This is a genomic window from Peribacillus sp. NPDC094092, from assembly GCF_050279365.1.
GTDB lineage: Bacteria > Bacillota > Bacilli > Bacillales > DSM-1321 > Peribacillus.
The window spans coordinates 1,095,618-1,108,904 of sequence record NZ_JBNNUC010000001.1 but is presented as its reverse complement, the minus strand read 5'-3'; the positions used below and the strand labels follow the sequence as shown (position 1 = coordinate 1,108,904).

Here is a 13,287-nt window from a genome sequence, read left to right as displayed (position 1 = left end):
ATTGCAACAAATAAGAAAAGACATCAAGCAGATTTTTATATTTGAATTGTGTTAGGAATGAGGGAGTAAGGAATGTTGGAACAAGTGATTTTTTATACGATTTTGGTGGCGTTTTTAGTAACCGTTCTTCTTTCGCCTATTTTCATCCCGTTTTTAAGAAGATTGAAATTCGGGCAAAGTATTAGGGAAGAAGGCCCACAATCGCATCTGAAGAAAACGGGAACACCCACCATGGGCGGTTTGGTCATATTATTATCTGTTACCATCGCTACACTAGTCATGACTTTGAAATTTTCGGCACCTTCTACCGAGACGTATTTATTATTATTCGTAACTTTAGGTTTTGGTTTATTAGGTTTCCTGGATGATTTCATCAAAGTGGTCATGAAGCGAAACCTGGGGCTGACTTCCAAGCAAAAACTGCTTGGACAAATTGTGATTTCTGTTATCTTCTACTTCGTCTTTAAGCAGACAGACCGTTTTAATCCTGAATTGACGATTCCAGGTACTGACTTTGCTTTTGATTTTGGCTGGTTTTATCTGTTTATCGTTATTTTCTGGCTCGTAGGTTTTTCGAATGCCGTCAATTTGACGGATGGGCTTGATGGACTTGTATCAGGAACATCAGCCATTGCCTTTGGTGCTTTTGCCATTTTGGCCTGGAGTCAGTCCCAATATGATGTCGCTATTTTTTCGGTGGCGGTGGTCGGTGCAGTACTCGGGTTTTTGGTATTCAATGCACATCCGGCAAAGGTTTTCATGGGGGATACGGGTTCATTGGCCCTTGGGGGAGCGATCGCAACCATCGCCTTGTTAACGAAGCTTGAAATCCTCCTGGTAATCATCGGCGGAGTATTCGTGATTGAGACGCTCTCGGTCATCCTGCAGGTAGGATCTTTTAAAACGACTGGAAAACGTATTTTTAAAATGAGTCCGCTTCACCACCATTATGAGCTTTCCGGCTGGTCGGAATGGCGCGTCGTCGTGACTTTCTGGACAGTGGGGCTGCTGTGTGCGGTACTCGGAATCTATTTAGAGGTGTGGATATAATTGAAAGAGACTGCAAAGTATTCAGAGAAAAAGATATTGGTATTGGGTTTGGCAAAAAGCGGAGTGATTGCAGCTTCGCTTCTACATAAATTAGGCGCTTTCGTGACGGTTAATGACATGAAGCCATTATCGGAAAATCCTGAGGCTCAAGGACTTCTGGAACAGGGGATCAAAGTCATTTGCGGCAGTCATCCGATCGAGCTTCTTGATGAGGGTTTCGAGCTGATCGTGAAAAACCCGGGAATCCCCTATCGGAACCCCATCGTAAAAGGGGCATTGGAAAAAGGGATCCCCGTTATCACGGAAGTTGAACTTGCCTATCAGATAAGTGAAGCACCTTTCATAGGGATCACAGGTACAAATGGGAAAACGACCACGACAACATTGATATACGAAATGTTGAAGGTCGGTGAAAAATCCCCGCTGGTTGCCGGTAATATCGGGACAGTGGCTTCTGGTGTTGCTGAAAATGCAAAACCCGATGACTCGATCGTCATTGAATTATCATCGTTTCAGCTAATGGGAATAGACGAATTCCGTCCAGAAATCTCAATCGTGACCAATTTGTATGATGCACATTTGGATTATCACAGTTCCAAACAGGAATATGTCGAAGCGAAAGCTGCCATTACGAAAAATCAGATAGCTTCAGATTTCATGATTTTTAATGCAGATCAAGATCTTGTTTTGTCCATGGCGAAAAAGACCAAGGCTGAACTTGTTCCTTTTTCAGCTGAAGTGAAGCATGAGAATGGTGCCTATGTGGAAGATGGTGCTGTCAGTTTCCGAGGAGAAAAAATTATTGAAGTTTCAGAGATAGCTCTACCTGGGAAGCATAATTTGGAAAATGTGCTCGCGGCCATCTCAGCGGCCAAACTGAAGGGTGTAGAAAATGAAGCCATTCAGACTGTACTGAAAACATTTTATGGTGTGGAGCACCGCCTGCAGTTTGTGGCAGCGATCGATAACCGTAAATTTTATAATGATTCGAAGGCGACGAACATTCTTGCAGCATCCAAAGCGCTAACTTCCTTTACGGAACCTGTCATCTTACTGGCGGGCGGTTTGGATCGCGGAAATGAATTTGATGAGTTGAAACCGGCGATGAAAAATGTCAAAGCCGTGATAACTTTTGGCGAAACGGCAGAAAAAATTGAACGGGTAGCCAAAGAATTAGGAATAGCGAATATAAAACGTGTCGATAATGTAGAAAAGGCCGTGCCGGCTGCATTTGAATTATCAGATGAAGGCGACTGCATTCTTCTCTCCCCGGCTTGTGCAAGCTGGGATCAATATAAAACTTTTGAGCAAAGAGGAGACATGTTTATGGAGGCCGTGCATAAACTTAAGTAAGAGCTTTCGCAGAGAGAAGTGAATTTGCTTCTACGTTGACACCATGGAAAAAAGCGATAATGAGCCGTTATCGCTTTTTTTTTGACTAAAGTGCTGACAAGCATCAGCATTGATGTTTATATTCGCAGGCTCGAAAAACTTCCTAGAGGTGGATGTCCGTGCCATTAAAAAAATCAAATCCTGATCTCATTCTCATTATCGTCACCTTAAGTCTTTTGACTGTTGGATTAATCATGGTTTACAGCGCGAGTGCCATTTGGGCAACATATAAATTTGATGATTCGTTTTATTTTGCTAAAAGGCAGCTGCTGTTTGCCTGCGTTGGTGTCATAGCCATGTTTTTCATCATGAATGTGGATTACTGGACGTGGCGGACATGGGCCAAGATCCTTATCATCATATGTTTCATTATGTTACTGGCTGTGCTTGTACCAGGTATAGGGATGGCGAGAAATGGTTCGAGGAGCTGGATTGGTGTAGGTGCCTTTTCGGTGCAACCCTCTGAGTTCATGAAGCTGGCGATGATCGCTTTTTTAGCTAAGTTTTTATCGGAACGGCAAAAGCTGATCACCTCCTTTAAAAAAGGGATGCTTCCATCCTTGGGTTTAGTGTTTTTGGCATTTGGATTGATCATGTTACAGCCAGACCTTGGAACGGGAACGGTGATGGTTGGAACGTGCATCGTGATGATTTTTATATCCGGGGCAAAAATCAGTCATTTTGTCGGCTTGGGTCTAATCGGGGTAGCGGGTTTTATCGGTCTGATTTTGTCAGCGCCCTACCGGATAAAAAGGATCACGTCTTTTCTGGATCCTTGGGAAGACCCTTTGGGCAGTGGATTTCAAATGATTCAATCGTTTTATGCAATTGGACCCGGGGGATTGTTCGGATTGGGACTCGGGCAAAGCCGCCAAAAGTTTTTCTATTTACCGGAACCGCAGACTGATTTCATCTTTGCCATACTTTCCGAGGAACTTGGCTTCATCGGGGGTTCTCTGGTCATTTTATTATTTGCGCTTATGCTTTGGCGGGGCATTCGGATCGCACTTGGTGCCCCTGATTTATATGGAAGCCTTGTAGCAGTGGGGATCATTGCAATGGTCGCCATTCAAGTGATGATCAATATAGGTGTTGTAACGGGTTTGATGCCAGTTACGGGTATCACCTTGCCCCTCCTAAGCTATGGCGGTTCATCACTGACGCTCATGTTGATGGCGATTGGTGTGCTCCTGAATATCAGCCGTTATTCAAGGTTCTGAAAATAAGTGAATTTATGGTTTGGCAAAAGGGAAGTTCTGTTAAACGCAGGGCTTCCTTTTTTTATGTTGAAAACCCTTGCAGGAAAACGATTTTGGATGGTGCCTTGCCGAAATTTAGAAATAAATGAAATGCCGCTTAAATATTACCATGTAGGAATGTTGAGGAATCCACAATAAATATTGGCAATACGTCTTTGTTTAGACTATAGTATAAGAGGGTTAGGCCGTACTGGGGCTTGCTTCTGTTCATTTTTCTGCTAAAAAGGCGTTATTAATCTTGTAATTTAAGTGACCTCATGGAAGAGGAAATGAAAAGGATAATCAGGAATTTTTGGAACAACAAGGAGGTTTATCATGGATAATGTGATAAAGCAATTAACTGAAATGAAAATCGGCAAAGTTCTAGAACAGGAACCGCTTGCAAATCATACAACTATGAAAATTGGGGGTCCGGCTGATTTATTCATTGTGCCGTCCTCCATTGAAAATATAGAAAAAACAATGAAGGTCATCAAAGAAAATCGGATTCCATGGACGGTGATCGGCAGGGGTTCGAACCTACTTGTAAGTGATGGCGGAATTGAAGGCGCCGTACTTAAATTGGGTAAAGGACTTGATCATCTTGAGATAAATGGGCCGGAGATAAAAGCAGGAGCTGGGGTATCACTTGTCAGCCTGTCCGTACAGATCAGTAAAAAAGGATATGCAGGATTGGAATTTGCCAGTGGGATTCCTGGTTCAGTCGGCGGTGCAGTCTATATGAACGCTGGTGCACACGGTTCCGATATGAGTGAAATTCTCAAGGAGGCACATGTTCTTTTTGAAGATGGAACCCTAGCTTGGCTCTCGAAAGAAGAAATGGAGTTTTCTTATCGAACCTCCCTGCTTCAGAAGAAAAGACCTGGTATCGTACTGGAAGCAATTTTTCAATTGACGGAGGGTGACAAAACCGAAATCGTTGAAAGAATGCAGAATAACAAGAATTATCGTAAAGAAACCCAGCCGTATAATCTTCCATGTGCCGGGAGCATATTCAGGAATCCACTTCCACACCATGCTGGTAAATTGGTCGAGAACGCAGGCCTGAAGGGACATTCTATTGGCGGAGCACAGATTTCACCGATGCACGGGAACTTTATCGTTAACACAGGTAATGGAAGTGCAGCGGATGTTCAAGCTTTGATACAGCATGTGAAGGATACTGTGTTTGATAAATTTGAAGTTGAAATGGAAACAGAAGTGGAAATTATCGGCAGAAAATAATAGGATTCAATATATCCAAATATTGTGATATAATGTGTTACCTTTTAAAGTTTGTAAATAATCAAATATAGAGTATGTCTTGATTTCGCACTGTCAAGAACCATCCATTTTTTCAGGAAGAGGTGAAGGGGATGGAAAAGGGGAAAATCGTTTCCATTGAGGACCGCATCCCGAAATTAAAACAATTAAGAAAAAGCAAAGCAAACAGGCGGCTTGTTCTTTTGCTTTCCCTTTTCTTCATTCTGGTTGCTTGTGTGCTATATTTCTTATCTCCGTTAAGCTATGTGAAATCCGTGCAGGTAGAGGGGAATCGATATATTACTTCCAAACAGATCATTAAATTGAGTAAGGTGAAGAAGGACCGAAGCATCTGGAAGGTCGATACAGGGGAAGCTGCTGCCAATATCAAAAAAAATCAAGAAATAAAAAGCGTTAAGGTGACACCGATATTTCCTAATTCCATCAAAATTACGGTTTCGGAACATAATAGGATGGCCTATCTGTCCAATAATGGGAAGTATGCACCCATTTTGGAAAACGGGTCCGTTTTAGAGGAGTTGGCAACAGGCGAAATTCCAGTATTTGCCCCCGTTTTAATTGGTTTCAAAGAGGGTAAAGCATTAAAGTTGCTTTTAGAAGAGCTGGATAAGCTTCCTGTCGAGATTCAGAATGCCATTTCGGAAATCCATTACGCTCCAACCAAAACTGATGTCTACCATATCGTCATGTATATGAACGATGGGTTTGAAGTAAGTGCGACAAGCCGGACTTTATATGAGAAAATGATTCACTATCCATCAATTGTCAGCCAGTTGGATCCAAATGTAAAGGGAGTCATCGATTTGGAAGTGGGTTCTTATTTTAAGGCATATGAAGACTCTGAACAAAAGGAAGACACTAATGAGGAAAATTAATGGCAAACGGGTGGTTTTACCCCTGGTTTGCATGGTGCTGGGATTCATGATTGCCTTTTCTTACAATTTGACCAAAGAAGGCGAAGGTGCAGGGAAGAACAAAGCCTGGGATCAGGAATATGAGCTCAGGCAGCAGCTGATCGAACAGGAGAAGCAGAACCGGGAACTTCAGAAGGAACTCCTTCAGAAGCAAGAAAATGTATCCCAAATAGAAAAAGACCTAGCACAGGAAAAGCAGCTTTTTTTCAATTTGGCAAAGGATACGGAAAAATACCGTATGTTTCTCGGGAAAGTGAAAGTGAAAGGCTCAGGCCTGCAGGTTACGCTAGAAGATGGTACGGATATGGATTCAGAAGCCAATGTTAATAATTACCTCGTCCATGAACAGCATGTCTTCAAGGTCGTCAATGAACTATACATATCAGGTGCAGAGGCTGTTGCGATTAACGGCCAAAGGTTAAATCATGATTCATACATAATCTGTAATGGGCCTGTGATTTCAATCGATGGCCATCAGCATCCTGCCCCCTTCATCATATCTGCGATCGGGGACCCGGATGTCTTGGGTGCTTCACTGGACTTACCCGGTGGCATCAAAGAACAATTGGTTAATGAGAATATTATCTTTACAGTGGAAAAGCAAAAGAATATCATTTTTGATCCAATTATTGGAGGGTGATAGGACCGCCGGATTCGATGAAAGATTGGTGAGAAACTGGAAATGAAAAAAAAGCTTTCTTTTAGTGTGGTTACATTGATTGCTGGCTTCATGCTCGCTATTCAATTCAATTTGGTGAATCAGCCTGTCGTTTCCGATACAAGGGATATGTGGGAGCTGAAAAATGATTTATTGAAAGAACAGCAGACCCAGGCGGATTTAATAGAGGGCATCAGAGAGCTTGAGGGGAAAATAGCATCCTATGAAACAAAGAAAAATGAGAGTAAAGAAGAAGTATTGCGTGATACCCTGACCGAACTAAAGACAGACGCAGGTTTGACTGAAATTAAAGGTAATGGGGTCATCATATCTATACAGCCTATCGAAGCAGATATCCTTCTTGGTGAGAAGGTCGAGTATATTTCACCTGTTTTGATCATTCGGCTCATTAATGAAATGTATAGGTACGGCGCTGACGAAATTTCCATTTCAGGACAAAGGTATATATCAACATCGGTTATTCGTGATATTAATGGGCAGCCGAAAATGGACGGGTATCCTCTTGTTCATTACCCGGTCGAAATACAGGCAATAACCGTAAATCCAAAGAAACTGAAGCAGCGCATTGAAGGTTCCGAACTTATGGATGATTTCTTTATAGATAATTTTGAAGTGCAAATCAATGTGCCTTCCGGTGAGTTGACTTTGCCGGCCTACCAAAATGCAATTAATGTGGAACATATGGAACCCATTATGGATGGGGGGGAATCGTAATGTGGCTTCCAATTTTTGGACTATTGATTGGAATCACCCTTGGTTTTTTGGCGGATTTTGATATCCCCCACGAATATTCAAATTATCTGTCCATTGCCGTGCTTGCTGCTTTTGATACCTTATTTGGGGGCATACGGGCCCATTTGCAAAATCTTTATGATGAAGTTGTATTTGTAACAGGATTCTTCTTTAATATTGTTTTAGCCGCAGGTTTGGCTTTTCTAGGTGTACATCTTGGTGTAGACTTATATTTAGCCGCAATCTTTGTGTTCGGTGTAAGGCTCTTTCAAAATATCGCCCTGATTAGAAGGATCCTGATAGAAAAATGGTCCATTTCCCGGAAAAAGCAGAAAAAAAATCTATAATTTTAAAGGGAATTAAGTTATAAATGACGAATAGTTTATGGCAGTATCTAGTTTATTAAGTGTATCAGTCTCGTTGAGAAGCGAACAATAAACACCATAAAGTGGGGAATCTACGAGTTTTGTTCGGGAAATGCAAAATGAACCGCATATCTATGAAATTTGCGAGTTGTTGTAATCAGTTCTGTTATTCTATAATGTATAAGTCTTCGATATAAAAATGTTATTCTACTAATACATGTATAAAACTGAAGGAGGTGCCATGGAATGAACAGCAACGAAATATACGTAAGTCTTGACATCGGTACATCCAGTGTAAAAGTTATCATTGGGGAAATGGTCAATGACACATTAAATATAATCGGCGTAGGAAATGTTAAATCAGAAGGGCTCAAAAAGGGTTCGATCGTCGGTATAGATGAAACCGTCCAATCCATTCAAAAGGCTATAGAGCAAGCAGAACGGATGATAGGGATGGAGATAAAGAAGGTAATCGTCGGCATAAGCGGAAATCACGTGACGCTTCAGCCGTGTCATGGGGTAGTAGCGGTATCCAGTGACAATAAAGAGATTACCGAGCATGACGTTTTCCGTGTTAGGGAAGCAGCGGAGTTAATAACGATACCATCCGACAGGGAAATCATCGACGTGGTGCCGATTCACTACAAAGTTGATGAACTTGATGAAATCAGTGATCCAAGGGGCATGATAGGTGTTCGGTTGGAAATGAGAGGGATTTTAATCACAGGTCTTCGGACAATTTTACATAACACACTGCGCTGTGTGGAAAGGGCAGGGTTAGAAATAACCGATATCGCCCTACAGCCGTTAGCCGCAGGTTCCCTTGTTTTATCCAAGGATGAAAAAGAACTTGGTGTGGCACTTGTCGATATTGGCGGTGGTTCCACGACCCTGGCAATTTTCGAACAAGGCTATTTACAATATACGTCTGTGATACCTATAGGCGGGGAAACACTTACGAAGGACCTTTCCATCGTTCTAAGGACAACGATGGAGGAAGCTGAGAAAATAAAAGTAAAGCATGGACATGCCTTTTATGATGACGCGTCTGAAGATGAAGTATTCCAAATACCGATCATCGGCAGCGATCAGCAGCAGACCTGCAACCAGTTAATGCTCTCGGATATCATTGAGGCGCGGGTCACCGAAATATTCGAGTTGATTCAAGATGATTTGAAGAGGCTTGGCTTCCAGGATATACCGGGTGGTTTCGTGTTGACCGGGGGCGTCGTCAAGATGCCGGGAGTTCTGGAACTAGCTCAATATGTATTCCAAAACCGAGTAAGGACAGCTGAACCGAATTACATCGGTGTCAGGGAACCCCAATACACGACAGCTGTTGGTTTGATTAAACACGCATGCAAGAAAGAGAGAATGCAAAAAAACACCGCTAATAAAACTCCTGTAGCAGCTGGACAAGCTCAAGAAGATAACGACCAGCGCAGCCAGAAGGTCTCTCAGAAAAACAAAGAGAACACGGCTAAAAAACAAGGTGAAAAAGGTGAATCTAAATTCAAAAAAATTCTGGGTTACTTTTTTGAATAACAATCATTAAGAATCGGGAATTTCGTCAAAATAGGAGGATTGTCATGTTGGAGTTTGATTCTAATCTAGAACAATTAGCAACGATAAAAGTAATAGGTGTTGGCGGCGGCGGAAACAATGCGGTAAACAGAATGATCGAGCATGGTGTACAGGGTGTCGAGTTTATTTCTGTCAATACTGACGCACAGGCTCTTAATCTATCAAAAGCAGAAATCAAAATGCAAATCGGTGGAAAGCTTACACGCGGTTTGGGAGCAGGTGCCAATCCCGAGGTAGGAAAAAAAGCTGCTGAAGAAAGCAAAGAGCAGATTGAAGAAGCGCTTAAAGGTGCCGATATGGTTTTCGTAACGGCTGGAATGGGCGGCGGTACGGGAACAGGAGCTGCTCCTGTCATAGCGGGCATTGCTAAAGATCTAGGGGCTCTTACAGTGGGTGTAGTTACACGTCCATTCACTTTCGAAGGCCGAAAACGTGCAACACAGGCACAAGGCGGCATTTCATCCATGAAAGAATCGGTTGACACACTGATCGTCATTCCGAACGACCGCCTCCTTGAAATCGTCGATAAAAGCACTCCGATGCTTGAAGCATTCCGTGAAGCCGATAATGTACTTCGCCAGGGTGTACAAGGGATTTCAGATTTGATTGCTGTTCCAGGTCTTATTAACTTGGACTTTGCCGATGTGAAGACAATCATGTCCAACAAAGGTTCCGCACTTATGGGAATCGGGATTTCCTCAGGGGAAAACCGTGCGGCGGAAGCGGCGAAAAAAGCCATTTCCAGTCCGTTGCTTGAAACATCGATTGATGGTGCCCAAGGGGTACTGATGAATATTACAGGTGGCACGAACCTAAGTCTTTTTGAAGTCCAGGAAGCGGCCGATATCGTGGCTACTGCATCCGATCAAGATGTCAACATGATTTTCGGTTCGGTCATCAATGAAAACCTTAAAGACGAAATCGTCGTTACGGTAATTGCGACAGGCTTTAACGAGGTTGAAGCTTCAATACGGCCTACTGGACGTCCGACACTCGGACAACAGCAGCAATCTAGACCTCAGACACAACAAACGCCACAAACAAACGTGAAGCGTGAAGTGAAGAGGGAAGAAGTCAATGAACAGCCTGCACGTAATGCCAATCAAGGTGATGAGGCGCTGGATATTCCGACCTTCCTCCGTAACCGTAACAGACGCCGTTAATACCGATGTCATATGCCGTTCCCATTTGGGGACGGTTTTTTGTCGTTAATAAAATGAATACTTAAAAGTGATTGTGTCAATGGACCTTATAATGATGGGCCGTTTATCGAGTTTTATCACTCGGACCGAAGTGATAAATGAAATCAGCAATATTGGATCGATGTTCTTGTCTGAATGTCCTGGGAGCTGGAAGACGGAATTGTTTTGGATGGAGTGCCTTGCCACAAAGGAACTTGTTCACTTTCATTCATTAATGTAAAAAGATGAGAGAGCTTCCCGCCGCTTATCGACTTTACGGTCTGATTGTAGTGGGAGATTCCTAAGGACATTAGCCTATTGGTAAAATTTTAATGAGGCTATCCCCGTAGTTCCTACGGTTAGAAGCTTATGGCTTCGTTCATTAGATTGAGTCCTGCGTTAATATCTCGATCGTGGTGAGTAGAACAAGAAGGACAATCCCATTCACGAAGGTTCAGATGTTTAACGTCTTTATTTTGGTTCCCGCAGCCAGAACACAATTGGCTAGAAGCAAACGTTTAAATACGGTCACGATTTGTTTACCATACCATTTTGCTTTGCATTCCAACATTGTTTTAAATTGGTACCAAGATACTTCACTGATAGCTTTAGCTAGTTTTTGATTTTTCATCATATTGGACATTTTGATTGCCTGATTTCTTGCTGAGAACTGGTTGTTCTTTCGTTGGATAGATTCGAAAATTATAAGCCTGGTTTACGACCATTGGTTCACCCCTTTATAGTTATTATCATTCAGGGAACGTATGTTTGTCAAAGGATTACTTTGGATTTTGCCAACCGTCATTCATCTCCCCCTTACCGTTGGACTCTCGCCCTTCACAAGCTTGAAGAGGGGGTCTTCTGGAGGGAAATGATAAATTATGAAACTTTTATAACATTAATCGACAGAAGTAAAAGGGAGCAGGATAGTCTCTGAGACAGTTTTGAAAATATCAATGGCTGTTTTTCTACAAAAAGGGTAAAAATGACTGAAAAACTCTTAAGTTTTCAGTACAAAAAGTGACACACTTCCTAAGGGCAGGTACGCTATACTTTTTGCTAGTGGAAGGTTTGCTCATAAAAGGAGGGGAGGGTGTTTGACTTTATATTTAGATGTGATCTGGTTGTTGAATTGGTTATTTGACTGCCTCCTTTTATATTGGACCGCAATCATTCTCAAACGAAGGGTGGCTCTTTGGCGGGTATGCATCGGCGGGCTGATTGGTTCCTTCATTATCGTATTGGCATTCACTCCTTTTTATGCAATTGCCGACCGAGTGTACATGAAGATTTTAGTATCCCTTGTCATGGTGCTGGCAACCTTTGGGTTTAATAGGTTGAAACTTTTTGTGAAATCGGTGGCCACTTTATATTTCGTGACGTTTTTATCGGGAGGAATCCTTCTGGGACTTCACTACTTATTTGAATTCCAAATCGTGTCAAAGGATCCTGGCCAATATGCAGGGATCAACCGTTTTGGCGACCCTGTCAGCTGGATATTCGTAATGATCGGATTCCCGCTCGCATGGCAATTTTCCAAGCGAACACTTGAAGGGATGGAGATGACCAAGCTTACACATGAACAAATGGTTTCGGTCTCGGTTAAAATTTCTGACTTTGAAGGAAAATTTCATGGATTGGTGGATAGCGGCAATCAACTATATGATCCGATTACACGCTCCCCAGTCATGATCATCTCTCTTTCAGGAGGGGAAGCAGGAATTCCGGACGATATGCTAGAGCTCTTTAAGAACCCCGATAACCTGATCAGTCAGGAAACGCAGCCCGAATATTCATGGACAGGAAGAATGCGTGTCATCCCTTATAAAGTCGTGGGGCATGAACATCAGCTGTTAACCGCAATCAAACCGGATTACATTAAAATCGTTCAAGGAGAAAAAGAATTCCATGTCAAGCAAGGTCTCGTTTCGTTTACCTTTCAGCAACTCTCTCCCGACAATAGCTATCAATCTATCGTACACCCGAAAATGTTAACCGGGATACCGGTGCAAAATGCCTCCTGAACCATCAATTCACTCTTTAATTTGACCCATAATCCGTTTATTAGAAGGGAGAATTATTTTGAAGAAATTCATTCTTCGGCTCACTTATTTTTGGTACAAACTATTGTTCAAGCTCGGATTGAAAACGGACGAAATATTTTATATAGGAGGGAGTGAGGCACTGCCGCCGCCCCTTTCGAAGGAAGAAGAGGCAATACTGATCAATAAATTACCCAATGGCGATGAAGCTGCACGCTCGATCTTGATTGAACGTAATTTAAGGCTGGTTGTTTACATTGCCAGGAAATTCGAAAATACCGGCATCAATATTGAGGATTTAATCAGCATTGGTACCATAGGTTTAATCAAAGCTGTGAATACATTCAATCCTGAGAAGAAAATAAAACTGGCTACATATGCTTCGAGATGCATCGAGAATGAAATATTAATGTATTTACGCAGAAATAACAAAATCCGGTCTGAAGTATCTTTTGATGAACCCCTGAATATTGATTGGGATGGTAATGAACTTCTGTTATCCGATGTACTTGGAACGGACGATGACATTATCACGAAAGATCTTGAGGCCAATGTTGACCGTAAGCTGCTGACAAAAGCACTTACACAGTTATCCGAACGTGAAAAACAGATAATGGAACTCCGTTTTGGGCTTGCAGGCGGAGAAGAAAAAACCCAAAAGGACGTCGCCGACATGCTGGGGATTTCCCAATCATACATTTCACGTTTGGAAAAAAGGATTATTAAGAGGCTTCGTAAAGAATTTAATAAAATGGTGTAAAAAAATAAAGTGCTTAAATGTCAATCAAATCAATACTTTGGTAGCTATATTGAAAAATAATGGGGA

General features: G+C 42.2%; 13 protein-coding genes and 1 pseudogene. 12 read left to right on the top strand and 2 right to left on the bottom strand.

Annotated features, from left to right (window positions below; translation table 11 throughout):
• The first annotated feature begins 72 nt into the window (after positions 1-72).
• The 10 genes from mraY (at position 73) to ftsZ (ending at position 10,401) form a co-directional block, all read left to right on the top strand.
• Entirely contained in the window at positions 73-1,050 is a 978-nt protein-coding gene (gene mraY / locus ACQKNS_RS05205) for a phospho-N-acetylmuramoyl-pentapeptide-transferase (RefSeq protein WP_034313901.1), read from the top strand.
• Positions 1,051-2,403, top strand: coding sequence for a UDP-N-acetylmuramoyl-L-alanine--D-glutamate ligase (gene murD / locus ACQKNS_RS05200; protein WP_427641491.1), 1,353 nt, complete (start codon positions 1,051-1,053; stop codon positions 2,401-2,403). It begins immediately after the preceding gene.
• Between the two features lie 158 nt (positions 2,404-2,561).
• On the top strand, positions 2,562-3,662 hold the full coding sequence (gene spoVE, locus ACQKNS_RS05195) for a stage V sporulation protein E (RefSeq protein WP_098371083.1): 1,101 nt from the start codon (positions 2,562-2,564) through the stop codon (positions 3,660-3,662).
• 354 nt (positions 3,663-4,016) lie between these two features.
• Positions 4,017-4,925 (top strand): UDP-N-acetylmuramate dehydrogenase, encoded by a 909-nt coding sequence (murB, locus tag ACQKNS_RS05190; RefSeq protein ID WP_427641490.1) that lies wholly within the window; start codon positions 4,017-4,019, stop codon positions 4,923-4,925.
• A gap of 131 nt (positions 4,926-5,056) precedes the next feature.
• Entirely contained in the window at positions 5,057-5,839 is a 783-nt protein-coding gene (locus ACQKNS_RS05185; protein ID WP_427641489.1) for a cell division protein FtsQ/DivIB, read from the top strand.
• The gene (locus ACQKNS_RS05180) at positions 5,826-6,518 is read left to right on the top strand and encodes a DUF881 domain-containing protein (protein ID WP_427641488.1); all 693 of its coding nucleotides are present in this window, start codon (positions 5,826-5,828) and stop codon (positions 6,516-6,518) included. Before ACQKNS_RS05185 ends, ACQKNS_RS05180 begins: the two co-directional genes overlap by 14 nt.
• A 42-nt stretch (positions 6,519-6,560) precedes the next feature.
• Positions 6,561-7,271, top strand: a complete 711-nt coding sequence (locus tag ACQKNS_RS05175; protein ID WP_427641487.1) for a DUF881 domain-containing protein — start codon at positions 6,561-6,563, stop codon at positions 7,269-7,271.
• Entirely contained in the window at positions 7,271-7,636 is a 366-nt protein-coding gene (locus ACQKNS_RS05170; RefSeq protein ID WP_427641486.1) for a small basic family protein, read from the top strand. The genes ACQKNS_RS05175 and ACQKNS_RS05170 overlap by 1 nt, the downstream gene beginning before the upstream one ends.
• A 264-nt stretch (positions 7,637-7,900) precedes the next feature.
• A complete protein-coding gene (gene ftsA, locus ACQKNS_RS05165; protein ID WP_214750823.1) occupies positions 7,901-9,199 on the top strand; it encodes a cell division protein FtsA in 1,299 nt (432 codons plus the stop codon).
• Between the two features lie 44 nt (positions 9,200-9,243).
• Positions 9,244-10,401, top strand: a complete 1,158-nt coding sequence (gene ftsZ, locus ACQKNS_RS05160; protein ID WP_134783292.1) for a cell division protein FtsZ — start codon at positions 9,244-9,246, stop codon at positions 10,399-10,401.
• Between the two features lie 333 nt (positions 10,402-10,734).
• Here the strand turns inward: ftsZ and ACQKNS_RS05155 are convergent.
• A pseudogene (locus tag ACQKNS_RS05155) lies at positions 10,735-11,068 on the bottom strand (zinc ribbon domain-containing protein); the annotation flags it as partial.
• On the bottom strand, positions 11,028-11,144 hold the full coding sequence (locus ACQKNS_RS05150) for a helix-turn-helix domain-containing protein (protein ID WP_427641485.1): 117 nt from the start codon (positions 11,142-11,144) through the stop codon (positions 11,028-11,030). The gene ACQKNS_RS05150 and the pseudogene ACQKNS_RS05155, both read right to left, overlap by 41 nt.
• 372 nt (positions 11,145-11,516) lie before the next feature.
• Between ACQKNS_RS05150 and spoIIGA the strand changes: the two genes are divergently transcribed.
• Together spoIIGA and sigE are read left to right on the top strand one after the other, a co-directional pair.
• Positions 11,517-12,443 carry a sigma-E processing peptidase SpoIIGA gene (spoIIGA, locus tag ACQKNS_RS05145; protein ID WP_427641484.1) on the top strand — a complete coding sequence of 309 codons (927 nt, stop codon included), beginning with the start codon at positions 11,517-11,519 and terminating at the stop codon, positions 12,441-12,443.
• A 58-nt stretch (positions 12,444-12,501) separates the two neighbouring features.
• Complete coding sequence (gene sigE, locus ACQKNS_RS05140) at positions 12,502-13,221, top strand: RNA polymerase sporulation sigma factor SigE (protein WP_034313874.1); 720 nt, start codon at positions 12,502-12,504, stop codon at positions 13,219-13,221.
• The last annotated feature ends 66 nt before the right edge of the window (positions 13,222-13,287 follow it).

What these genes read in the sequence shown, in the direction of transcription:
- ACQKNS_RS05180 (WP_427641488.1), top strand. Translation starts at nt 5,826, where the DNA reads ATGAGGAAAATTAATGGCAAACGGGTGGTTTTACCCCTGGTTTGCATG.
- ACQKNS_RS05150 (WP_427641485.1), bottom strand. Translation starts at nt 11,144, where the DNA reads ATGGTCGTAAACCAGGCTTATAATTTTCGAATCTATCCAACGAAAGAA.
- ftsZ (WP_134783292.1), top strand. Translation starts at nt 9,244, where the DNA reads ATGTTGGAGTTTGATTCTAATCTAGAACAATTAGCAACGATAAAAGTA.
- ACQKNS_RS05175 (WP_427641487.1), top strand. Translation starts at nt 6,561, where the DNA reads ATGAAAAAAAAGCTTTCTTTTAGTGTGGTTACATTGATTGCTGGCTTC.
- ftsA (WP_214750823.1), top strand. Translation starts at nt 7,901, where the DNA reads ATGAACAGCAACGAAATATACGTAAGTCTTGACATCGGTACATCCAGT.
- ACQKNS_RS05170 (WP_427641486.1), top strand. Translation starts at nt 7,271, where the DNA reads ATGTGGCTTCCAATTTTTGGACTATTGATTGGAATCACCCTTGGTTTT.
- ACQKNS_RS05185 (WP_427641489.1), top strand. Translation starts at nt 5,057, where the DNA reads ATGGAAAAGGGGAAAATCGTTTCCATTGAGGACCGCATCCCGAAATTA.
- mraY (WP_034313901.1), top strand. Translation starts at nt 73, where the DNA reads ATGTTGGAACAAGTGATTTTTTATACGATTTTGGTGGCGTTTTTAGTA.
- murB (WP_427641490.1), top strand. Translation starts at nt 4,017, where the DNA reads ATGGATAATGTGATAAAGCAATTAACTGAAATGAAAATCGGCAAAGTT.